At 68.7% G+C, this 21,033-nt stretch carries 24 protein-coding genes and 1 pseudogene; 13 read left to right on the top strand and 12 right to left on the bottom strand.

Translation table 11 applies throughout. The annotated features are described in order from the left end of the window. Nucleotides 1-419 precede the first annotated feature (419 nt). Both L0D17_RS00005 and L0D17_RS00010 read right to left on the bottom strand, forming a co-directional pair. Entirely contained in the window at nt 420-1,118 is a 699-nt protein-coding gene (locus L0D17_RS00005) for a hypothetical protein (protein WP_243093299.1), read from the bottom strand. A 64-nt stretch (nt 1,119-1,182) separates the two neighbouring features. Further along, the gene (locus L0D17_RS00010; RefSeq protein ID WP_243093300.1) at nt 1,183-2,598 is read right to left on the bottom strand and encodes an SWIM zinc finger family protein; all 1,416 of its coding nucleotides are present in this window, start codon (nt 2,596-2,598) and stop codon (nt 1,183-1,185) included. 45 nt (nt 2,599-2,643) lie between these two features. Between L0D17_RS00010 and amrS the strand changes: the two genes are divergently transcribed. Beyond that, the gene (gene amrS, locus L0D17_RS00015) at nt 2,644-3,687 is read left to right on the top strand and encodes an AmmeMemoRadiSam system radical SAM enzyme (protein WP_243093302.1); all 1,044 of its coding nucleotides are present in this window, start codon (nt 2,644-2,646) and stop codon (nt 3,685-3,687) included. Further along, a pseudogene (gene amrB / locus L0D17_RS00020) lies at nt 3,681-4,057 on the top strand (AmmeMemoRadiSam system protein B); the annotation flags it as partial. The gene amrS and the pseudogene amrB, both read left to right, overlap by 7 nt. Here the strand turns inward: amrB and L0D17_RS00025 are convergent. The 5 genes from L0D17_RS00025 to L0D17_RS00045 are packed head-to-tail and all read right to left on the bottom strand — an operon-like array spanning nt 4,055 to nt 6,544. Beyond that, on the bottom strand, nt 4,055-4,444 hold the full coding sequence (locus L0D17_RS00025; RefSeq protein WP_039455364.1) for a hypothetical protein: 390 nt from the start codon (nt 4,442-4,444) through the stop codon (nt 4,055-4,057). The pseudogene amrB and the gene L0D17_RS00025 sit on opposite strands and share 3 nt — an antisense overlap. 44 nt (nt 4,445-4,488) lie before the next feature. Next, nucleotides 4,489-5,235 (bottom strand): HAD family hydrolase, encoded by a 747-nt coding sequence (locus tag L0D17_RS00030; protein ID WP_243093304.1) that lies wholly within the window; start codon nt 5,233-5,235, stop codon nt 4,489-4,491. After that, the gene (locus tag L0D17_RS00035) at nt 5,235-5,597 is read right to left on the bottom strand and encodes a hypothetical protein (RefSeq protein ID WP_243093306.1); all 363 of its coding nucleotides are present in this window, start codon (nt 5,595-5,597) and stop codon (nt 5,235-5,237) included. The genes L0D17_RS00030 and L0D17_RS00035 overlap by 1 nt, the downstream gene beginning before the upstream one ends. Continuing rightward, nucleotides 5,594-6,109, bottom strand: coding sequence for an LOG family protein (locus L0D17_RS00040; protein WP_039455359.1), 516 nt, complete (start codon nt 6,107-6,109; stop codon nt 5,594-5,596). The genes L0D17_RS00035 and L0D17_RS00040 overlap by 4 nt, the downstream gene beginning before the upstream one ends. After that, nucleotides 6,110-6,544 carry a universal stress protein gene (locus L0D17_RS00045; RefSeq protein ID WP_039455357.1) on the bottom strand — a complete coding sequence of 145 codons (435 nt, stop codon included), beginning with the start codon at nt 6,542-6,544 and terminating at the stop codon, nt 6,110-6,112. A gap of 41 nt (nt 6,545-6,585) precedes the next feature. Here L0D17_RS00045 and rlmB point away from each other — a divergent pair, with 41 nt between their 5' ends. The 5 genes from rlmB to L0D17_RS00070 are packed head-to-tail and all read left to right on the top strand — an operon-like array spanning nt 6,586 to nt 9,702. Continuing rightward, complete coding sequence (gene rlmB / locus L0D17_RS00050; protein ID WP_039455355.1) at nt 6,586-7,302, top strand: 23S rRNA (guanosine(2251)-2'-O)-methyltransferase RlmB; 717 nt, start codon at nt 6,586-6,588, stop codon at nt 7,300-7,302. A gap of 4 nt (nt 7,303-7,306) precedes the next feature. Continuing rightward, nucleotides 7,307-8,380 carry a M20 family metallopeptidase gene (locus L0D17_RS00055; protein ID WP_243093308.1) on the top strand — a complete coding sequence of 358 codons (1,074 nt, stop codon included), beginning with the start codon at nt 7,307-7,309 and terminating at the stop codon, nt 8,378-8,380. Continuing rightward, nucleotides 8,362-8,598 carry a hypothetical protein gene (locus L0D17_RS00060; protein WP_039455351.1) on the top strand — a complete coding sequence of 79 codons (237 nt, stop codon included), beginning with the start codon at nt 8,362-8,364 and terminating at the stop codon, nt 8,596-8,598. Before L0D17_RS00055 ends, L0D17_RS00060 begins: the two co-directional genes overlap by 19 nt. Continuing rightward, on the top strand, nt 8,595-9,503 hold the full coding sequence (locus L0D17_RS00065) for a glucokinase (protein WP_039455349.1): 909 nt from the start codon (nt 8,595-8,597) through the stop codon (nt 9,501-9,503). Before L0D17_RS00060 ends, L0D17_RS00065 begins: the two co-directional genes overlap by 4 nt. Next, complete coding sequence (locus L0D17_RS00070; protein WP_243093310.1) at nt 9,490-9,702, top strand: DUF2905 domain-containing protein; 213 nt, start codon at nt 9,490-9,492, stop codon at nt 9,700-9,702. Before L0D17_RS00065 ends, L0D17_RS00070 begins: the two co-directional genes overlap by 14 nt. On the opposite strand, the gene L0D17_RS00075 is transcribed toward L0D17_RS00070, so the two are convergent. Continuing rightward, nucleotides 9,646-11,298: a hypothetical protein gene (locus L0D17_RS00075; protein ID WP_243093312.1), complete on the bottom strand. Its 1,653-nt coding sequence runs from the start codon at nt 11,296-11,298 to the stop codon at nt 9,646-9,648. The two genes, L0D17_RS00070 and L0D17_RS00075, sit on opposite strands and share 57 nt — an antisense overlap. Nucleotides 11,299-11,451: 153 nt before the next feature. Here L0D17_RS00075 and L0D17_RS00080 point away from each other — a divergent pair, with 153 nt between their 5' ends. From L0D17_RS00080 to L0D17_RS00105, 6 genes are read left to right on the top strand one after another with little or no spacing between them, the layout of a single operon-like run. Then, nucleotides 11,452-12,285: a hypothetical protein gene (locus tag L0D17_RS00080; protein ID WP_243093313.1), complete on the top strand. Its 834-nt coding sequence runs from the start codon at nt 11,452-11,454 to the stop codon at nt 12,283-12,285. A 52-nt stretch (nt 12,286-12,337) separates the two neighbouring features. Then, nucleotides 12,338-13,180, top strand: coding sequence for a hypothetical protein (locus L0D17_RS00085; RefSeq protein WP_243093315.1), 843 nt, complete (start codon nt 12,338-12,340; stop codon nt 13,178-13,180). Beyond that, nucleotides 13,177-13,665 carry a hypothetical protein gene (locus tag L0D17_RS00090; protein WP_243093317.1) on the top strand — a complete coding sequence of 163 codons (489 nt, stop codon included), beginning with the start codon at nt 13,177-13,179 and terminating at the stop codon, nt 13,663-13,665. The genes L0D17_RS00085 and L0D17_RS00090 overlap by 4 nt, the downstream gene beginning before the upstream one ends. 1 nt (nt 13,666) lies before the next feature. Then, nucleotides 13,667-16,771 carry a hypothetical protein gene (locus L0D17_RS00095; protein ID WP_243093319.1) on the top strand — a complete coding sequence of 1,035 codons (3,105 nt, stop codon included), beginning with the start codon at nt 13,667-13,669 and terminating at the stop codon, nt 16,769-16,771. Nucleotides 16,772-16,784: 13 nt separating this feature from the next. Beyond that, nucleotides 16,785-17,948 (top strand): hypothetical protein, encoded by a 1,164-nt coding sequence (locus tag L0D17_RS00100; RefSeq protein WP_243093321.1) that lies wholly within the window; start codon nt 16,785-16,787, stop codon nt 17,946-17,948. A gap of 17 nt (nt 17,949-17,965) precedes the next feature. After that, a complete protein-coding gene (locus L0D17_RS00105) occupies nt 17,966-18,391 on the top strand; it encodes a hypothetical protein (protein ID WP_243093323.1) in 426 nt (141 codons plus the stop codon). Between the two features lie 37 nt (nt 18,392-18,428). On the opposite strand, the gene folE is transcribed toward L0D17_RS00105, so the two are convergent. From folE to L0D17_RS00125, 4 genes are read right to left on the bottom strand one after another with little or no spacing between them, the layout of a single operon-like run. Beyond that, nucleotides 18,429-19,037 carry a GTP cyclohydrolase I FolE gene (folE, locus tag L0D17_RS00110; protein WP_243093325.1) on the bottom strand — a complete coding sequence of 203 codons (609 nt, stop codon included), beginning with the start codon at nt 19,035-19,037 and terminating at the stop codon, nt 18,429-18,431. A 38-nt stretch (nt 19,038-19,075) separates the two neighbouring features. Continuing rightward, nucleotides 19,076-19,768 carry a gamma carbonic anhydrase family protein gene (locus L0D17_RS00115; RefSeq protein WP_243093326.1) on the bottom strand — a complete coding sequence of 231 codons (693 nt, stop codon included), beginning with the start codon at nt 19,766-19,768 and terminating at the stop codon, nt 19,076-19,078. Beyond that, nucleotides 19,749-20,129: an NUDIX hydrolase gene (locus L0D17_RS00120; RefSeq protein WP_243093327.1), complete on the bottom strand. Its 381-nt coding sequence runs from the start codon at nt 20,127-20,129 to the stop codon at nt 19,749-19,751. Before L0D17_RS00120 ends, L0D17_RS00115 begins: the two co-directional genes overlap by 20 nt. Beyond that, nucleotides 20,120-20,986 carry a DUF1028 domain-containing protein gene (locus tag L0D17_RS00125; RefSeq protein ID WP_243093328.1) on the bottom strand — a complete coding sequence of 289 codons (867 nt, stop codon included), beginning with the start codon at nt 20,984-20,986 and terminating at the stop codon, nt 20,120-20,122. The genes L0D17_RS00120 and L0D17_RS00125 overlap by 10 nt, the downstream gene beginning before the upstream one ends. Nucleotides 20,987-21,033: the final 47 nt, after the last annotated feature.

Raw genomic sequence — 21,033 nt, forward strand, 5'->3', positions numbered from 1 at the left:
TGCCCATCAGGAGAGAGATATACACCCGTCCTCCTGACCTTTGCAAGGCAAGCCCAGGCCGAAGCCAGGCCAAAAGAAACCGCTCCACCAAGGTCCCCATGGCCGGCACCACCGCATGGTGGAGGTCGGGAAAGAGGATCGGATGGTTCTCCGAGAAAGGGCCAAACCCCATGGGCCGAAAGCGAGCCCGGCCCTCGGTGAGGGGCCCCCCGGGTAAGGGCCACCTGGTACACCCTCCGCCCCATCCCCTCCCGCGCGTCCCGGAGGCGGCAGGCCTGGGTGGGGGGTGAGGGGGTCGTTGCCCGCCTGGAGGACGAGGAGAGGAGCTTGCAGGCGCCCCGCCTCCGGCAAGGGGCTTTGCCGGGCGTAGCAGGCGGGGCAGTCCTCGGGGAGGCCGCCGAAGACCTCCCGCCAGCGCCCTAAGGCCTCCGGGTGGCTTCGCCGGAGGAGGGCCACCTGCTGGGCGAAGTCCACGGGCCCGATGACAAAGGCCACCCCCCTGGAGGCCCCTTCCCGGGCCGCCGCTTTGAGAGCCCCACAAGCCCCGAGGGAGTAGCCCCAGGTAAGCGGGCCGCCGCACCCCAAGCCGGGGGAGGAGGCGGGCCAGGTGGGCGGCGAGGTAAAGCCCGAGGAATATGGCCGGGGTGTACCAAAGGACGAAGCTTCCCGGGTAGGCCAGGAAGCGGTACCGCCGGTTCAGGAAGTAGACGAGGAGGGTAAGCCCCACGGCCGGGGGAGGAGAAGGAGGCTCGAGGGGCGCCTCCAGAGGAGGGGAAGGCAAAGGGGGGGAGCAGGGTGAGCTGAAGGGTCACCGCCAGGAAGTAGGCCTTGCCCCGAAGGAGCCGGTGGAAAAGCCGCTCCGGCTGGAAAACCCCCGCATCCCAGTAACGGAAGAGGAGGTGGGGCCAAAGGAGGCGCAGGGCGGGGTTCCTCACCCAGCGGCCCAGGCGAACCCCCCGCAAAAGCCCCGCCCCCAGGACCAGGGCGGTCATGAAGAGGAAGGCGGGCACGGCGAAGTGCAGGGTGCGGTTCACCGCCGCCAGGAGGAGCCACTCTGGGCTCCCCAGGGAAAGCTCGCGCAGGAAATAGCCGATGACGTGGCGGAGGACCACCTCCACGATGGCAAGCCCCGGAAAACTTCCACCTAAGGGGAGCGTTCCACCTCCCCGTTTTCCCAGGGCTTCACGAGCTGTGCCCGAGAAGGGGTGTGAGGGCCTCCTGAAGCGCCCGGCGGCGGGGGTAGGCCCGGAGGAGGGCCAAGGCCGCCTCCTCGGCCCCCTTGGGGTCCAGGCGGGCCGCCTGTTGCAAAAGCCGCGCCGCCTCCGCGTAGCGGGCCCTCCCCCCCGCCTCCACCAGGCGCCGGGCCGCCTCCCGGTAAAGGCGAAAGGCCTCTTCGGGAAGCTTTTCCTCCAAAAGCCCGGCCAAAGCGGGGTAGTGCTCCGGAGACGCCCGCTCCAGAAGGCGCTCCAAGGCCCTCCAGTCCTCCTCCAGGAGGTGGATGCGGGCGAGAAGAAGGGGGTCCATCTGGCGCAAAAGCCGCGGGCGCTCCTGGTAAAAGGCCTTTCCCAGCTTGGCCTTGAGGGCCAGGTAGTCCTCGAGGTTCGGCCTCAGGGCGAAGCGGGCCCGGTGGTCCTCCACCCGGCCCCGGTGGGCCACCAGGAGGTCCAAAAGGGGAAGAAGCCTCGGATCCCGGCCGAACCAGGCCAGGGCCTCCTCGGCGTAGAAGAGGGCCTCCTCCAGGCGGCCCAGGGCCAAAAGGCGCTCCACCAGGAGGAAGTAGTCCTCCACCCCCTCGAGGCCCTCCTTCAAGGCGGCGAGGGCCTCCTCCTCCCGGCCCAGGCGGAAGAGGAGCTCGGCCCTAAGCGCCCGCTTTAGGCCCGAGGGGTCTTTCCCTTTGAGGAGGGCAAGCGCCTCCTCCGGCGCCCCTTCCGCCGCCTTCAGGAAAGCCTCCCCCAAGGCCTCGGAAGGGTGGCGCAGGTAAAGCCCCAGGAGGAAGGGAAGCCGGGGCGAAAGGGCCTGGTAGCGGGCCAGGGCCAGGCGCAGGTAAGGCTCGGGGTCAAAGGGGGCCTGGAGCAGGGCCTCCAAAAGGGCCTCCACCTCCTCCCGCCCCGCCTCTTCCAGCCTTAGGAGGAGGGCCTCCACCACCTCCTCCCCTTCCCCCAGGCGGAAGGCCTGGCGCAGGCGCCGCACCCCTTCCCGGAAGGCCTCCTCGGGCGCCAAAGCCTCCTTGAGGCGGAAGGCCACCTCCGGCACCCGGGCAAGGCGGAGGAGAAGCGCCTTGGCCTCCTCGGGGGGGAGGGCCTCGAGGCGGGCCTGGAGGTCCTCGGGCCGCCTTTCTAGGTAGGCGTAAAGGAGGGCGGCGGCGTGCTTGCAGGGGAAGTCCGGGTAAGGACAGTCGCACCGGCCCGAAAGGCCCGGCCCCACCTCCACCCGGTAAGGGAGGGGCGCCGAACCCTGCACCTCGCCCAGAAGCCTCTCCCCCACCCGGAAAACCCGCCGAACCCGCCCCTCCCGGGCGTAGGCCAGGCCCCGGCGCAGGAGCTCCTCGGGGAAGAAGGGGGCGAAGTCCTCCTCGCTTTGGGGAGGAAAGGGCCGCACCTCCCCAGTTTAGGGCGTGGTATCCTGGGATTAGAAGCCTATGAAATGACGCTGGCCACGCTCAGGGAAGCGGACCTAAAGCGCCCCCTGCCCAAGGGCTTCGTTCAGTGCCGGGCCTGCGCCCACTACTGCGCCATCCCCGAAGGCGGGGCGGGGAAGTGCGGGGTGCGGCGCAACCTGAAGGGCAAGCTCTACCTGGTCACCTACGGCAAGGCCGCCGCGGTCCACCTGGACCCAGTGGAGAAGAAGCCCCTTTACCACTTCCACCCCGGGGAGGCCATCCTCTCCGTGGGCACCGTGGGGTGCAACCTCTTCTGCGCCTTCTGCCAGAACTGGCCGATCTCCCAGTTCCGGGAGTTCCGGGTCTCTCCGGAAGGGCACCTGGACCGCCCCATCGGCGAGGACTGGCCCCCAAAGCGCCTCGTGGCGGAGGCCGAGGCCTTGGGCGTGAGGCTTCTCGCCTACACCTACAACGAGCCCGCCGTCTGGATAGAGTACGCCCACGACACCGCCCGCCTGGCCAAGGCGCGGGGGATGAAGAACGTCTTCGTGACGAGCGGCTTTGAAACCAAAGAGGCCTGGGACTACATAAGGCCCCACCTGGACGCGGCCAACGTGGACCTGAAGGGCTTCACCGAGAAGTTCTACCGGGAGGTCTGCGGGGCCCGGCTCAAGCCCGTGCTGGAGAGCCTGGAGCACCTCTTGGCGAGCGGGGTCTGGGTGGAGGTCACCACGCTTCTCCTGGAGGGCTACAACGACTCGGACGAGGAGGTCCGGGCCATGGCCCGCTTCCTCAAGGGCCTCTCCCCGGACATCCCCTGGCACCTCACCGCCGCCCACCCCGACTACCGGATGCTCCACCTGAGGCCCACCCGGCACGCCACCTTGGCGCGGGCCCACGAGATCGCCAAGGAGGAGGGGCTCCGCTTCGTTTACGTGGGAAACGTCCTGGACGAGGAACGGAGCTCCACCCACTGCCCGGACTGCGGCCGGCTCCTCCTCAGGCGGCGGGGCTTCCGGGTGGAGGCCCTTTGGGAAACCCCCGGGGTCTGCCCGGGGTGCGGGCGGAGGATCCCCGGGGTATGGTGAGGAAGCCGGCGGTGGCGGGCTCCTTTTACCCGGAAACGGCGGCGGCCCTCCGGGAGGAGGTGGAAAGCCTTCTCCAAGAGGCCAAGACCCCACCCCTCCCGGGGGTGCGGGGCGCCCTTTCCCCCCACGCCGGCTACCGCTACGCGGGAAAGGCGATGGCGGAGAGCTTCCGGGCCCTTTCCGCTTGGCGGGGCAGGGCAAGGCGGGTCTTCCTCCTCGGGCCGAGGCCTGTGGCCGGCTGCCTTGGGCCGCTCTCACCCACCTGGCCCGGTCCTGGAACTGGAGGCCCAAGCTCCTCGCCTACGCCACCAGCGCCGAGGCGGGGGGCGATAGGGCGCGGGTGGTGGGCTACGCCGCCTTAGCCTACCTAGAGCCGGAACAGGGGCCGGAACCAGGGGATGGAAAGGAGGAGGACCAGGAGGGCGAGGCCAAAGAGGAGCCGGGCCCGGGGCTTCCCCTTTCGGGCCTGGGCGAGCCCGGCGTGGGCTAGCCCCAAGGCCACAAGCCCCCCCACCCAGTGCTCCGCCACGAAGTAGCGGGCCTCACCCCCCGCCGCCATCACCGCGGGCAGGTTGGCCAAGGCCCCTTGGAAGAGGGGGCTCGTAAAGGCCAACACCACCCCCAGGACCACCTGCAGGGTGAGGGTGTGGGCGAAGAAGGCCCCCAAGCGGGGCTCGGGCCGGAGGAGGGTAAGGAGGCCGAAGAGGAGGACGAACCAACGCACCCAGCCATGGAGGAAAAGGAGCACCTCGTGCATGGGGGGAGTCTACCGGAAAGACTCCAGGACCCCTGTGAAGCGACTCACGAAAGGAGGGCCAAGGCCTCCCTGAGGTCCTTCACCTCCAGGTGGGCGGGGTAGCGGGGGTCGGGCGGGCGGTGGTCCCGGTCCACGAAGACCGCATAAATCCCCGCCGCCAGGGCCCCCCGGATGTCCCGCTCTGGGTTATCCCCCACCATCACCGCCTCCTCCGCCCGCACCGAGAAGGCGCAAAGGGCCATGCGAAAGAGCCTGGGGTCGGGCTTGCCCCACCCCACCTCCCCCGAAACCAGGGTGAGGTCAAAGGCCTCCGCTAGCCCCGAGCCCGCGAGCTTCTCCCGCTGCAGGTCGGGCACCCCGTTGGTGAGGAGGGCGAGGAAGGCCCCCCGGGCCCGCAGGGCCTCTAAGAACTCCGGCACCTCGGGGAAAAGGGGGTAGCGGCGCCGCCTTTGGAAGAAGGCCTCGGCCAGGGCCCGGGCCCTTTCCACCGGTCCCCCCAAGGCGGCCAAGGCCTCGCGGAAGACCCGCTCGCGAAAGGGCCAGGCCCAGGCGGCTAGGTCCTCCAAGCCCGGGGTGGTGTAGCGGGCCCAAAGGGCTTCCAGGGCCGAGTGCCCGATCCTTTCCGCCCAAGGGTAAAAGGGGGCCTCCCGAAAAAGGGCCTCGGCCCGCGCTCGCACCGCGGGGTACAGCCCCTCCACCCCCGCCTCCGCCCCCAGGGCCTCCAGCACCTCCCGGGTCACCCCGTGGTCCACGAGGAGGGTGTCGTCCAGGTCCAAAAGCCAAAGCCGCATCAGCCCTCCCGCACCACCACCGGGTTCTCCCCGGGGTCAAAGAGGAGGAGGTGGTCCCCCGCCTCCCGGTAGGCCAGGCCATACTTGGCCAGGCGAAGCCGCTCGTGGGCGAGGCTCTCCACCAGGAAGACGAGCCGCCCCTCCTCCAGGCGGAGCCGGGCGAAGCCCTGCCCCTCGGGCCGGGGCCGGCCCGGTCCGCGCTCCACCCCCCCCTTCCCCGGCCGGAGGAGGAGAAGGGGCCCCTCCTTCGGCACCAGCAAGGCCTCGAGGGGAACGAGCTCCTCCAGGGCCAGGCCCAGGGCCTGGTAGAAGCTCGCCCCCTGGCCCAGGTCGGGCACGTAGACCACCAGGGTTTCGCTCATAGGCTCCTCAGGAAGCGGCGCAGGTCCTCCTCGTCCGCCACCACCCGCAAGAGGGCGAGGTCCTCGGGGGCGATCTCCCCGTGGGCCTTGAGGAGGCCGAGCCAGTAGGGGTCCACCCCCAGGGGCCGCCCCAAGCCCCGCCGCAGGTAGAGGAGGTTCCAGGCGAGGACGAGCTCCGCCAGGGTGCCCACCCCCCCGGGCAGGGCCAGGTACCCCACCCCCAGGTCCAAAAGCCGGCCGATGCGCTCGGGAAGGCTCGCCGCCGGAAGCTCCAGGTCCACGTGGGCGTTGGGGCCTTTCCGCTCGGGGAAGAGGCCGGGGGCCGTGACCCCCACCACCACACCCCCCCTGGCCTTCACCCCTTGGGCCAGGGCCTCCATCCCCCCTCCGTACCCGCCGCAGGCCAGGCCAAACCCCTCCTCGGCCAGCACCTCCCCGTAGCGCACGAGCCTGGGGTAAAGGGGGTCTTCCGGGGAAAGCCTGGAGGAAACGAAGACGGAAAGAAGGCGCATCTAGCGGCAGCGCACCACCAGAACCGGCACGGAAACCCGGTGGAGCACCCCCTCCGTCACCGAGCCCAGCAGGAGCTTGTCCAGCCCCGTGCGCCCGTGGGTGCCCATGACCAAGAGGTCAAACCCCTTGGCCGCCTCCACGATGGTGGGGATGGGGGTACCCTCCTTCACCTCCCCCGTGGCCTCCACCCCTTTCTCCTGGGCCAGGGCCAGGGCCTTCCCGATGGCCTCCTCTCCCGCCTTCCTCAGGTCCTCCAAAAGCTCAAGGCCGTAGGGGACGCTTTCGGGGGCGATCCAGATGGCCTGGGCGGGGTTTTCCAGCACGTAGAGGAAGTGCACCTTGGCCCCCAAGGCCTTGGCCAAGGCGAGGCCGTGCTCCAGGGCCTGGAAACTGCAGGGGCTCCCGTCCGTGGGCATAAGGATGGTCTTGTACATAAGGCCTCCTTCCCCCTCATCATACGGCGTAGACTCGGGCCATGTGGATCTACGGGAGGAACCCGGTCCTCGAGGCCATCCGGGAAGGCCGCGCCCGGAGGGTCCTGGTGGCCAAGGGCGTGGAGGCCTGGCTCCTACGGGAACTGGAGCGTCTTGGGGCCCCCTTTGAACTCGTCCCCCGGATAGAGCTGGACACCCTCCTCCGCACGACCCACCACCAGGGCCTGGCGGCGGAGGTGGAGGCGCCCAGCTACGCCACCCTGGAAGACGCCCTCCTCCTGGCCCAAGCCCGGGGCGAATCTCCCCTTCTCGTGGTCCTGGACGGGATCACCGACCCCAGGAACTACGGGGCCATGATCCGGAGCGCCCTGGCCCTCGGGGCCCACGGGGTGGTTTCCGAGGAACGGCGGGCCGCCCCCCTCTCCCCCCTCGCCCTCAAGGCCAGCGCCGGGGCCGCCCTCAAGCTTCCCGTGATCAAGGTGAAAAACCTCCCCCGTACCCTGAAGGAGCTCAAGGAAAGGGGGCTTTGGATCTACGGCTTGGACCTGCGGGGGGAAAAGACCCCCAAAGAACTGGACTTCCAAAGGCCCTTGGCCTTGGTGGTGGGCTCGGAAGGGGAAGGGATGCGGCGGCTCGTGCGGGAGTCCTGCGACGAGCTCTTCCGCATCCCCATCCGGCCCGAGGCGGAGTCCTTGAACGCCTCCGTGGCCCTGGGCATCGCCCTTTACCAGGCGGGGCTTTCCCGGGGTGTAGGATAGGGGCGTGGACTGGGTGAAGCTCCTTTCCCGCCTCGTCCAGGCGGAAAGCCTTCCGGGGAAGGAAGAGGAGGTGGCAGGGCTTCTCCTGGAAGCCCTGAAGGCCTTGGGCCTTCCCGCCACCTTGGACGAGGCGGGGAACGTGGAGGCCCTGTTGGGGGAGAAGGAGCCCGAGGTGGTCCTCGCGGGGCACATGGACGTGGTGCCCGTGGGGGACCCCGCCTACTGGCCTCACCCCCAAGGGGCGGTGGTGGGCGAGCGGCTCTACGGCCGGGGAGCGGTGGACATGAAAGGCGCCCTGGTGGCCATGCTCCTGGCCTTGGAGGCGCTTTCCAAGGCCCCCCTCCGGGGCCGGGTGCGCTTTTTGGCGGTGGTGCAGGAGGAGGTGGGGGGCCTGGGGAGCCGCTACGCCGCCGCCCGCCTTAACCCCTTGGCCTTCATCCTGGGGGAGCCCTCGGGGGGAAGGCTCATGCGGGGGCACCGGGGCCGGGCCGAGGTCTGGGCGGACTTTGAAGGGGAAGAGGCCCACGCCGCCCTGGCCTCCGGGGAAAACCCCCTTTACGACCTGGCGGAGTACCTAACCGCCTTAAAGGAGCTCCCCTTGCCCTCGGGGATCAAGCTCACCCCCACCCGGGTGGACACCTACCCCGGAGCCACCAACCAGACCCCCGGGGTGGTGCGGCTCTACCTGGACGTGCGCTACGAGCCCGAGGCGAACCTGGACGGGCTTTTGGAGCGCCTGAAGGCCCTGGGAAGCGCCTCGGTCTACATCCCCGAAGAGGAGCGGGCCTCGGGGGAGGTGCGGATGAATATCCCCGCCCTCTGGCCCCCTTACCGCCTGCCGGAGGACCACCCCCTCCTCCAGGCGGCCCTGAAGGCCCTGGGCCAAGATGGGGCGGGCCTTTGGCCCTTCACCACCGACGCCCCTTACCTGGGGGCCAAGGCCCCGGTCCTGGGCCTGGGGCCGGGGGACCCCGCCTTGGCCCACACCCCCAAGGAGCACATCCTCCTCTCCCAGGTGGAGGCCGCCGGCCAAGCCTACGCCCGCTTAGTGGAGGCCCTATGGAACGGCGCACGGTAGCCGGAACCCCATACGCCAAGCTCCTCACCGCCCCCCGTCCGGTGGCGGAGGGGCTTAGAGCCCGCCTCGAGGCCCGGGGCATCCCCGTCCTCCTGGAAACCCCCTTCGCCGGCCTCCCCGAGGCCGCCTTGGGCACCTACATGGGGGACGTGGCCCTCTTTGTGCCCGAGGCCCTTTGGGGCGAGGCCGAGGCCGTCTTGGCTGAGGAGGCGCCATGAGGGTGGTGGGCCTGGACCTCGGGGGGACCAAGATCGCCGCCGGGGTGTTTGACGGGGAAAAGCTCCTTTCCAAGGTGGTCCTCCCCACCCCCAAGGAGGGGGGGATGGCGGTGGTGCGGGCCTTAGCGGAAGCGGCCCAGAAGGCGGAGGAAGAAGCGGGGGTGGCAGGGGTGGCCCTTGGCCTCGGCACCCCGGGGCCCTTGGACTTCCGCAAGGGGATCATCCGCTTCACCCCCAACATCCCCGGCCTGGTGGACTTTCCCATCCGGGACCTTCTGCAAGAGGCCACGGGCAAGCCCGTCCACCTGGAAAACGACGCCAACGCCGCCGCCTTGGCCGAGCACCACCTGGGGGCGGCCAAGGGGGAAACAAGCTCCCTCTTCCTCACGGTTTCCACCGGCATCGGGGGCGGGGTGGTCCTGGCGGGCCGGGTGCTCCGGGGGGAAAGGGGCCAAGGCGGCGAGCTGGGCCACATGACCCTCCTCCCCGGGGGGCCCATGTGCGGCTGCGGGCTGGAGGGGTGTTTGGAGGCCCTGGCCGCCGGGCGGGCCCTGGAGCGGGAAGCCGCTTACGCCTACCACCGCCCCCTCAGCAACCAAGAGCTTTTCGCCCTCTTCCAAGAAGGCGACCCCAAGGCCAGGCGCATCCTCCTGCAAGCGGCCCACTACGTGGGCCTGGGCCTCGCCAGCCTGGTCAAGGCCTTTGACCCGGGGGCGGTGGTGGTGGGCGGGGGGCTCGCCCTAAACGCCCCAGAGGGCTACTGGGAGGCCCTCCACGCCGCCTACCGCCACTACCTGGCGGGCTGGGAGGTACCCCCCTTGCGCAAGGCCGAGCTCGGGGGAGACGCCGGGCTCTTGGGGGCCGCCCTCACCGCCTACTTGGAGGTGCGGGATGGAACTGGGTAAGGCGCTCCTTTACCTTGGGCTTTTCCTTGTGGCCTTGGGGATTCTTCTCCTCTACTTCCCCAAGCTCTTCGCCTGGTTCGGCCACCTGCCGGGGGATATCCGTATAGAGCGGGAGGGCTTACGGGTGTACATCCCCCTTACCTCAGCCCTCCTCCTTTCCCTTCTCCTCACCCTCCTTCTCAACCTCTTCCGGCGCTAGGGTCCACACCGCCTCCCGCCCCAGCCGGGGGCGGAAGGCCCGCAGGCGGAACTCCGCCACCCCAAGCCCCGTAAAGCGAAGCCGCAAAGGGCCCAGGGGGACCAGCACGCGCAAGGCGAAGGAAGCCTCCAAAGGCCATGAGGCCTCCTCCCGAAAAAGCCGCAGGGTCAGCAGGAGCCCAAGTGCCTCGGGCGCGTAGGCCTCCCCCTGTAGCTCCAGCACCAAGGCCTCCTCCAAGGGGCTAAAGGCCATCCCCGCCTCCTCCCCAGGTTCCAAAAGGGCCAGGGCATACCCCTCTCCCAAGTAGGCCACCCCGCTTTCCTCCTGCGGCAGAAGGGTCCGCTCCGGTCCCAAACCCCGGCGCCCAAGCCGCCAACCCTTTTGCTCCGCCGACCCCGTGGAACTCCCCCAGATGGCGGCGCTTTCCCCCAGGGCCAAGCGGTGAAAGGCCTCTTCCTGGAATCGGCCGGATAGGGCCAGGGCCGTGGCTGCCCGCTCGTGGAGCTCGTGCCGACGCCCCGGCGTCAAGGCGGCGTACAAAAGCCGCCGCTCCGCTTCCTTGGCGAAACAGTATCCCTTCTGGTAGACCAGCCAGCCCTTCCGCTCCAGCTCGTCTAGGTGCGGTAAGGCCCCCAAAGCGTCCAAAACCTCTTCGGGGATGAGCCCCGGGGCCACGGAAAGCCGCTCCAAGGCCAGCCTGGCGGGCTCGCTCAGGAGGCGGGCCTGGAGGCGGAGCTGTGCCAGAAGCCGCTGGGGAAAACCCGCGCAGACCCGCCACTCCGGGATCCACTCGGGCTGCCCCCCGGAAAGGAAATAAGCCCGGGCCGCCTCCTGGAACCCCAGGTCCCGCAACAGGGTCTGTCGGGCCTCGAGCCACCCCAGGGGAGGCAGGTCCAAAACCCGGGTGCGCTCGGCGGGGTAAGCCGCCCGCAGTTCCAGGAAGAAGCGGGGTTCCTCACCCGGGTCCAAGCTCAAGACCAACACCGCCCGGGAGCGGAGGAGTTCCCGCAGGGCCCCCTGGGGGTAGGGCGGGGCCAGGTACACCACCCCTTCCGGCCGGAGGGTTTCGTGGAAAGGGAGGGCCAGGATCCGGGCCAGGTCCTGGGCCAAGGCCCGCCGTCCCGCCCCGGGCCGCCCCCGGAGCACCAGAAGAAAGGGGGGGCGGAGGGCGGCGAGTTCCTGCAACAGACCCTGCCGAGTGGAAACCTCGCCGCTCCGCTCGTGGCGGACCCGCACCTCCAGTACCCAGTCCCAAAGGTGCCCCACCTCCTCTAAACCCTCCAAGGCTTCCCCCTGACCGGCGGTGTCCAAGCGGATCCAAGGGGGCAACACCAAGGGGTCTTGGCCGGCGGGGAAAGCCGCCCGGCCCAAGGCCTTGCCCAAACGGTGAAGCTCCACCCGCAGGTTCTGGAGCCCCGAGCCGTGCCCGTAGAGGAGGTCGGCGAGCCGGGTCCGGGTGGTGGGGCCTTCCAGGGCCAGGTAGTAAAGAAGGGCCAGCCCCTTTTTGGATAGCGGCACCTCCCGCCCTTCCCGGAGCGCGCGCGCCCGGCCGAAGAGGGGCAAAACGTAAAGCGATTCGTGAATGGGGCGTTTCAACCCGTTACTCCCTTGCCTCCTCAGGGTACCACAAAGCGCTTTCCTGCGTTTCTCAGGGCCCATCTTCCGGTAACGCCTCGGTAACGCCCCCCCACTTAAGGTGAGGCAGCCCTGAGAGGCCACCACCTCGAGGGGCAGATTCAGGAGGGAATTATGCGCAAAGGCATTCTGGCAGCAGTACTGGTTTTGGCGCCCCTGGCCTTGGCTCAGGCGCCCACCGTGGCCCCCACCAAGGGGAACGGCCCGGACGCTTACGCCAAGGGGGCGGACTCTGCGGCGGTGAACCAGACCATTGAGCTCATCCTGCCCAAGGCCACGGCCTTGCACCTGGACGTGACCACCCTGACCTTTGACCTTACGGGACTGGATGGAGCCCAGTGGCCGAACTCCAACCCGGATTTCGGGGGCCAGATGGTGTGCGTTTACGGTTTGAGCGACCAGGACGTGAGGACCCAGCTCGGCAACAACTTCTATAACCAAGTGCAGACCCTGCCCCTGGGCACGAGCTACAGCACCGCCACGTGGCCCAACATCACCATCAACGGCGGCGGGGCCGTGACCGCCTACCCTCCCATCAAACTGGACAAGAATGGGGAACTGGTCCCGGGAAGCAAGAACTACTTCGTCTGCTACCGCACCTTCATCCTGCAGAAGTTCTCCAACGGCAAGCAGTGGCACCTCACCGTGAACCGCAACGACCCTGAAGGCGCCCAGGGCATCCAACACCTTTACATCCAGGACAACCCTTGCGACACCTTCGGTGCGGCCACGGGCCTCTACGAGCTTCCCAACGGGGCCAGCTTGGAACTCGTGCCCCGCAACCTGCAGGCGGGCCCCACGGGCACCCGCTCCAGCAACAACCCCGAGCGGTGCGGCTACAAGAGCTGGCTGGATGACCTGGTGGTGGTGGCCGTCAAGGTCAACAGCGACCTCTGGGGCAAGAGCACGGCGAACCTGACCTACACGCTCGCCACCACGGCCTGGTAGGCGGCACGGGGGCCCGGCCTTGGGGTCGGGCCCCACCCTTTTTCGGTGAAGCATGAAACGGCTCCTTCCCCTTTTCCTAACCCTAGCCCTCCGCGCCCTGGCCCAAAGCACCCTAGGGGTGGAGCCCCCGGTTCTCCTCAAGGAGGCCAAGCCGGGGGAGGTTCTTACCCAGACCCTTCAGGTGTACAACGTGGGTACCCGCCCCGTGCGGGTGCGGGTCAGTCTGGGGGACTGGACCTACGACCCCATGGGGAAAATCCAGTTCCTTCCCGCAGGAACGCTAAAAGAAAGCGCCAGCGCCTGGGCCACCTTCGCCCCCGCGGAGTTCCTTTTGGAGGCCAAACAGGGCCGCCCCCTCACCTACACCCTGTCCCTTCCCTCCAACGCCACCCCGGGAACCCACTGGGGCGTTCTCTTCCTGGAATCCGAAGACCCTAACCCACCTCCCGGTGTGCCCCTGGCCACCTTCCGGGTGCGCATGGCCCACGTCTTCTATGTGAACGTGCCTCCACTCCAGACCGCAGGGCGCATCACCGGCATCGTGCCTAGCGCGCCCCAAACCCCCCAGGATCCCTACCGCTTCGCCGTGCAGTACCAAAATACCGGGAACACCGCCCAGAAGCTCTCGGGGCGCTTTGAGGTGAGGGACAGCGCCGGGCGCAAGGCGGCCCAGGTGGAGGTTGAGGAGGTGGTGGTCCTGCCGGGGCAGGTGCGGATCCTGCCCGTTTCCCTGGTGGGCCCCCTGCCCGCCGGGAGCTACACCGCTTTGGTAATCCTCAACTATGGAGATCCCAGCAAGGACGTGGCCGCCGACCTACCCTTTACCTTGCGCGCCCCCCTGACCGCTCCCCCCGCACCCCCCACGCCCGAAGGGGAAAAAGGAGGTTCCCCATGAGAAGTCTTTTGGCCGCCTGGCTGGTGTTGACAGCCTCGGCCCTGGCCCAGGCCACCTGGGTGGTCCAGACCCTGATCCCCGAAACCATCGCCTTGCGCACCCCCACCACGGAGATCGCCTTTGACCTTAAAGACTACCCTCCCCGGGGTTTCCCCGCCACCTACCCCGCCAGCAACCTGGAAGGAGGGGTTCTACCCGTGCAGGTGTTCTCCAACGCCCCCGGGGTCTGGAGCATCCTTCTGCAGATCCCGGACCTCAAAAGCGAGACTGGGGAAACCCTCCTCCCCGCCCGCCAGGTGCTCTACCGGGTGAACGGGGGGCTTTGGCTCCGGGCCGATGGCACGCCCCAGATCGTTTACACCCAGTCCGGTCCCACGGGGGATTGGCTGGAGCTCAGATTGGAATTTGCCTTGGAGCTTCTCGGGAACGAGCGGGCCGGAGCCTACGTGGTCCAGGCCCTGGTCACCGCCTTAAGGCAGCCCTGACATGAGGTTCTTGGCCGCTTTCCTCCTCCCGCTGGGCCTGGCCTTGGCCCAGGTGCGCCTCCTCCCCCCGCCAGCCCTTTCCGGAGCCCCGGGGGAGTACCTGACCCTGAGCCTGGGGGTGGAGGGCCAAGGCCCGGCGCGTTTTCGCCTCCTTCTCCCGGAGGGCTGGCAGGCCCTCTCTTCCGAGCGCCAGGCGGTGCTGGAGGGGCGGGGGGAAACCCTCAGCTTCACCCTGCGGGTCCCCCCCCTGCCGGCAGGCACCCGGGGCCAGGCGGCGGTGGTGGCCTACGTGGGGGAGAAAGAGGTAGCCCGGGTCCAGGTGGACCTCGAGGTGCTTCCCCTAATCCAGATCGCCCTGGCGGCGCCGGCCACGCTGGAGGCCCAGCTGGGGGGACCCTTTGAGTTTCCCGCCTACGTGAGCAACCGCTCCAACCAGCGGGTGGAGGTGCTGGTGGAAGCGGAGGCCGCCATGTTCCAGGTCTTCTTGAACCCCCAGGGCTTGGCGCTGGGGCCGGGGGAAACGGGGGTCGTCCAGGTCCTGGTCAATCCCCAAGGGGAGATCTCCGCCGGCTACCGCTTTTACCTCAAACTCCGCGCCACCCCCAAGGGCAAGGGGGAGGCCAAGAAGGAGGCAGGGGTCATCGTCCTTTTCCGCGAGGCTTTGAGCGGCCAGGCCCGGGGGAAAGACCCCACCCTCACCCTAACCCTCGGCTTGGGCCTGAGCCTCGGGGCCACCCTGGAGGGGGGAGCCTGGGCGGCGCAAGCGGGGTATTTCCTTTCCCCAAGCTTGAGCGGCGCCCTTTCCGATTACGTCACCGCCACCGCGGTGCCAAGCCCCCTCCTGGGGGACCTGGGAAACCCCTTGCGCCTCCCCCAGACCCTTAGCCTGGGCCTCAAGGGGGAAGGCTGGGAGGCCCGGGCCCAAGGAGGAGGGGGTAGCTACGGCCTGGCGGGCACCTTCCGGCTGGGCGGGGCGCGGCTGGGCCTGGAAGGCAACTACCGCCCCCAGGCCTGGGGCCTGCGGGCCAGCGCCGCCAGCCTGGACCGCACCCTAGACCTCCAGGGGAGCCTGGCCACCCAGCTCACCCCCGCAGGCCGCCAGGACAGCCTAAGTTTGCGCTACCGCCTGCCCCTGGCGGGCGGGCTTTCCTTAGGGCTCGGCACCGACCTAAGCGGCCAGCAGGGCGAAGGCTACCGCCTTTCCTTCGGCCTTGGCCAAAGCCTCACCTGGCAGACCCAGGACCTGGAGTTGGTGCAAAGCTATAGCGGCCTCCCCTTCGCCGGCCTCCACGCCCTCGGCCTGGCGGGGGGAACGCGAAGCCTCTACCCCTTGGGCCTCCGGGGGAGCACCAGCCTGCAGCTCGGGGCGGAAGCGGGCCTTTGGCATAACCAGCTCACCCTCTACCACCAGCCGGCACCCGGGGCCTTCCTGAGCCTGACGGCCGGCTACCAGCAACAAGGGCCAAGCCGAGGGTTCAGCCTGGCCCCGAGCCTTACCATCAGTTTCGGAGAAGCTGGGGTCTATGCGGGCAGCTTAGGCCTCGGGTACGGGCTAAGCCGCCGCCTCTCGGGCGAGGCCCCGGAGCGGCAGACCTACCAGGGGAACTTCTCCCTGGGTACCCGCGACCTCAGCCTTTCCGGCTACCTGCGCTACCTGGCCCAGGACACCCCCTATCTGGAAGGGAGCCTTCTCCTGCGCTTCGTCCTCCCGGGGGGGAGCCTCGAGGGCCTCTACCTCACCAAGCAGGGCGGCGATCAGGACCTCACCCTCTACGGTGCCGCCTGGAACCAGCTCTGGCCAGGGAGCCTGCAAAGCCGCCTCTTTTACGAGTACCGCCAGGAAGCCTCCGCCAACCAGCGCGTGGGCCTCGGCCTTTCCCAGCGGAACTTCCTCCAGCCCAACCTCTCCTTGGGCGCCTCCTACACCCTCATCCTGCAAAACGGGGGGGCCCGCCACGCCTTCGGCCTTAGCCTGGCCTACGCCCAAGCCCTGACGTTCCCCACCCCCAAGGAGGTGGTGGACCTCTTCGGGGGCCGCAAAGGGGGCGAGGTGGTGGGGCAGGCCTTCCGGGACGAAAACCTGAACAGCCGCCTAGACCCCGGGGAAACCCCCATGGCCGGCCTCAAAGTCTGTCTGGGCCAGGTCTGCGAAACCACCGACGCCGAGGGCCGCTACCGCCTGGTGGCCGCCCCCGGGGAAGGGGCTTTGGTCTTCGCCGGCCTTCCCGCCACCTTGGCCCTGTTGGGAGAGGAAAGGGTATGGGTGGCGCTCAACGCCCGCCTGGAAAAGGACCTGCCCTTCGCCCCCGCCACCACCTTGGTGGTGCACGTCTTGGACGGGGAGGAAGGGGGCCTGGCCTTCGCCGGGGTCTGCGCCCAAGGTGTGGTGGAGCGCTGCACCCGGGCCGACGCCAACGGCCGGGCCATCCTGGGGGGGCTCTTCCGGGGAAGCTACCGCATCCATCCCGACCCGCGCTACCTGCCCGAAGGCTACCGCCCTGGGGAAGGGGTGCAGGCTGAGGTGGACCCCTCGAGGCCCCCCCAAGAGGTGCAGGTATCGGCCCTCCCCCCCAAGCGGGACGTGGAGGTCACCTACACCGCCGACCGCCTCAGCCTGGTGGCCACGGCTGACCCCTCCACCCCCATTTCCGGGGCCGAGGTGGTGATCAAGGCCCTGGTCCAAGGCCAAGCGGAGCGCGTTTGGCTGGAGCTTCCCTCCGGAGCTGTCCCGCTTCAGGCCCAGGAAGGCAACTACTACAGCGCCCGGGTCCGCTTCACCCTGCCCCCCGGCCTACACGTCCTAAAAGTCATGGCCCAAGGCCAAGAAACGGCGGAAGCTCCCCTTTTTCTGCAGGTGGTCCCGGGTGCCCTCTTTGACCCCCAGGCCCTGGAAGGCCCAAAGGTCCACCTCACCCTTCGCTTCCGGGCCCAACGGGTGGCCCTAGGCGCAAACGGCCAATCCTTCGCCCTCCAAAGCGAAGACGGCTACACCTGGACCGGGGAAGTGCCCTTAGGCCCCGGTCAGCACACCCTTTCGGTACTGGCCGACGGGGAAACGCTGGGCTCGGTGGGCCTAAGCATCCCCTCGGAGAGTGCGACCCATTAGGAGGTGGTATTCCATGCGGCATTGGTACGGCGTTCTTTTGGCGGTGGGGCTCTTGGCGGCCTGCTCCCAGGCTCCCCAAGGGATAAACCCCCAAGCGGTGGTGACCCCAGAACCTTCGGTCACGGTGGAAAAAACGGCGGTGCCCTCCTTCAAGCGGGTGTACCGCTGGACCATCCACAAGGCGGTGACGGACCCGGCCAGCGGAAGCCTCACCCTCTCGGCGGGGCAAAGCTACACCCTGAAGTACGCGGTCTCCTTGGTGGGCACCCCCACGGACCAAGACTTTAAGGTGTCGGGCCAGGTGGTCATCAAGAACACCGGGGAGGTGCCCGTGGTCCTTCAGGCTCCTTCGGACGCCCTCTCCACCGGGGAAAGCGTGGCCTTGGCCTGCGGCGTCAGCTTCCCCTACACCCTGGCGGAAGGGCAAAGCCTCACCTGCACCTACAGCCAGACCCTTCCTGACGGGCAAAGCAGGACCAACACCGCCACGGTCAGCTGGACAGCCGGGGACAAAAGCGGCACCGCCCAAGGCCAAGCCAGCTTCGCCTTCACCACCCCCACCGAGGTGGTGGACGGGGCGGTGGACGTAAGCGACCCCTCCGCTACCCCGGTGAGCGCCATCAGCGGGATCAACTCCGAGGGCATCATCTCCCAGACCTACTTCTTTGAGCGGACCATCCGCTTTGACGCCTGCGGAAGCTACCAGGTGGAAAACCAGGCCACCTTCACCACCCGCGACACGAAGACCACCGGAAGCGCCTCGGCCACGGTTCAGGTCGCTGTGCCTTGCCTGGGGGGCTGCACCCTGACCCAGGGGTACTGGAAGACCCACTCCCGCTACGGCCCCGCCCCCTACGACGACACCTGGGCCCAGATCGGGGAGGACACCCCCTTCTACGGTTCCGGAAAGACCTTCTACCAGGTGCTCTGGACCACGCCCTCCGGGGGGAATGCCTACTACATCTTGGCCCACCAGTTCATCGCCGCTAAGCTGAACATCCTGAACGGGGCCGACGCTTCCGCCATCAGCGCCGCCATGGCCTGGGCGGAGGGCTTCTTCGCCACCTACACCCCGGGCAACGTCCCCAAGAGCGTGGCTAGCCAAGCAAAGAGCTACGCCGCCACCCTGGATAGCTACAACAACGGCCTCATCGGTCCTGGCCACTGCTCCGAATGAGGGCCCCGGAGGCTTGCATGAAGCGACTCCTTTGGCTTTTGCTGCTGGCCCTCGCCGCCTGCTCTGTCCCCCGGGGCATCGGCACCACGGGGAACCTGCGCATCCAGTCGGTGCAGCCGGACGTGGTGGCGGGCTGCGCGGTGCAGGCAGGGGACTGGATGGCACTTAAGGGCAACACCTTCGGCACCCAGGCGGAGTGGGACGCAGGGATCAACTACGCCCTCTTCCCTCCCAACCTTCCCGCCGAGTCCCCCGAGATCATCCAAGCCAGCGACCCCGCTACCCTGATGTTCCGGGTGCCCGCTGGCGCGCAAAGCGGCCTCCTCCGCCTTCACATTTCCGGCGTGGGGGAAGCGGAAATCCCGGTGCTGGTGGCCAGCGCTACGCCCCAAATGGCCGTTCCGGGCTGCGAGCTTCCCGCCCCGCCCCAGACCCCCGAGTAGGCCCGAAAGCCCGCCCTCCCCGCCAAGCGGGGAGGGCTTACTTTAAGTGGCTTAAGAACTCCTCCCGCGTCTTCTGGCTTTCCCGGAAAACCCCCAGCATGGCGCTCGTGAGGGTGCGGGAATGCTGCTTTTCCACCCCCCGCATCATCATGCAGAGGTGGACCCCCTCCACCACCACCCCCACCCCCTGGGGCTCGAGGACCTCCTGGATGGCCTCGGCGATCTGCACCGCCAGGCGCTCCTGCACCTGGAGGCGGCGGGCGAAGAGGTCCACGATGCGGGCGAACTTGGAAAGCCCCAGGATCTTGCCGTTGGGAATATAGCCGATGTGCACCTCGCCGAAGAAGGGGAGGAGGTGGTGCTCGCAGAGGGAGTAGAACTCTATACCCTTCACCACCACCATCTCGCTCCCCTCCGCCTGAAAGACAGCCCCGTTAACCACCTCCTTCAGGTCCTGGCGGTAGCCTCGGGTGAGGAAGGCCCAGGCCTTGGCCACCCGCTCCGGGGTCTTCAAAAGCCCTTCTCGGTTGGGATCCTCCCCGATGGCCTGAAGCCACTCCGAGGCCAGGGCCTTGAGACGGTCCAGGTCCAGTTCGGTTTCAAAAGAAAGGCCGGTTTCTTCAATCTCCACCATCTTGCGCTCCATGGTGCTCCCTTTTTCCCCCTCTTTTTGTGGCCCCGGGCTCACTCGGGAACGATGAGGCCCTCCTCCAGGAGGGGCAAGGCCGCTTCCGGCGCCAAGGGGAAGCCCTGGGCCACCTGGCGCAGGGCCTCCAAAGCCTCCCGCTTTTGCCGCTTGAGCCGCAAGTGGAGCTCGCTAAAGGGGTTTAGGGCGTCCTGGCCCCTGAGGGTGAGCCGGTAGCGCCTAGGTGGGTCCACGGGGAAAAGCCCCTTGCGGTAGCGCTCCGCCAAGGCCCGGTACCGAGGGGCGTTGGCGGGGGGGTCGGCGGGGCGCACCACCCGGGCGGGGACGCCCAGGGCCAGCATCCCCTCGGGCACCTCCATCCCCGCCGGCACCACCGCCCCCGCCCCCACCACGGCGTTTTTGCCGATCCTGGCCCCGTTGAGGACGATGGCCCCCATGCCGATCAGGGCCCCCTCCTCCACCACCGCCCCGTGGACCACCGCCCGGTGGCCCACGGTGACGGAAGGCCCCAAAAGGCAGGGAAAACCCGGGTCGGCGTGGAGGACGGCCCCGTCCTGGACGTTGGTACCGGGGCCCACCACCACCCTTTCCAAGTCCCCCCGGGCCACGGCGCCAAACCAGAGGGAAGCCCCCTCCCCCACCTCCACCGCCCCCACCACGTAGGCCCCGGGGGCGAGGAAAGCGGTGGGGTGGACCTTGGGAAGCTTGTCCTCAAAGCGGTAAACGCTCAAGGGCCACCTCCAAAAGCCCCAGGTCCTCGGGGAAGGCGAGGAGGGCCCGGGCCTCATCGGGGGCGAACCAGCCGGCCCCGGTCATGCCTGCCTCCAGCCTGGGCTTCCCCTCCCCCCGCATGAGGAACCAGTGCACCTCCCGCTCTATCCCCTTGGGGTTGACGTAGCGGGTGGGGTAAAGGGGGCCCAGGACCACGGCCTGGACCCCGGTTTCCTCGTACACCTCCCGCACCGCCGCGCTTTCCAGGCTCTCCCCCGCCTCTATGTGCCCCTTGGGGAAGACCCAAAAGCCCATGCGGTCCCGAAGAAGAAGCACTTCCCGCTTGGCGTTGAAGACCACGCCCCCAGCGCCTAGTTCCACCCGTACCTCCGCTTGAGGTGGTCCAGGGTGGCCTCGTCCACCTCAGGACCCCCTTGGTAGCGCTCCTCCAGGTTCTCCATGCCGATGAGGGCCAAAAAGGCCTCCTCCGTTTCCCGGTCAAAGGCCCCGTGGGCCTCCCCGGCGTAAAGGCCAAGCTCCCCGAGCACCTTCTGGAGCCAGCGCACCTCCTCCTCCCGCAAGGGGCGCCGGGCCCTGGGCCTTTCAAAGAGGAATCGGTGGAGGGAAAGGAGGCGGGAAAGCTCCCCTAGGGGCTCGAGATGGTCGTCCACCCGCAGGTCTATGTAGCGGTCCCAAAGCCCCCCGTACCCCTTCCCTTCCCCCACCACCAAAAGGGCGGCGGACTGCCGGCCCCGCTTATCCCCCCCGGCCGCCTCCCCCGCCTTCAGGGCCCGAAGGAGCCGCTCGGGAAAGGGGAGGTCCTTTTCCCGGGCGAAGGTTTCCGTCATGGCCTCCACCACCTCGGGGCCCACCAGGAGGTTGCCCTGGGCGGCGAAGCCCTCCCCCACCACCCCCCCGGCCCAGGGGTGGCAAAGGCTCCCGGTAAAGCTTAGGGCCTCGCCCTTCGCGCTCACCAAGCCGAACTGCCGCCTTTCCAAGTGGGGATCGGTACGGCGGAAGGCCTCCAAGACCCCTTCCGGGCTCGCCCCTTCCGCCAGAAGGGCCAGGCCCTGGGGGCCAAAGCGGGGGTTGGCGTAGGACTGGGTGGCGATGGCCCCCACCTGGGCCCTGGCGAAGGGCACCACCGCCCCCACCGCCAGGAACTTGCTGGCCACGGCCACGCCCAGGTCCCCGGTCTCCGGGTCCCGGGCCACCAGGGAGAAGGTGGCCACCACCATGCCCTTATCCTACGCGCCTTCCCGTGGTAGAGTGGGGGGATTGGGTG

It is taken from the genome of Thermus thalpophilus (assembly GCF_022760915.1).
In the GTDB taxonomy this organism is placed as follows: Bacteria; Deinococcota; Deinococci; order Deinococcales; family Thermaceae; genus Thermus; species Thermus thalpophilus.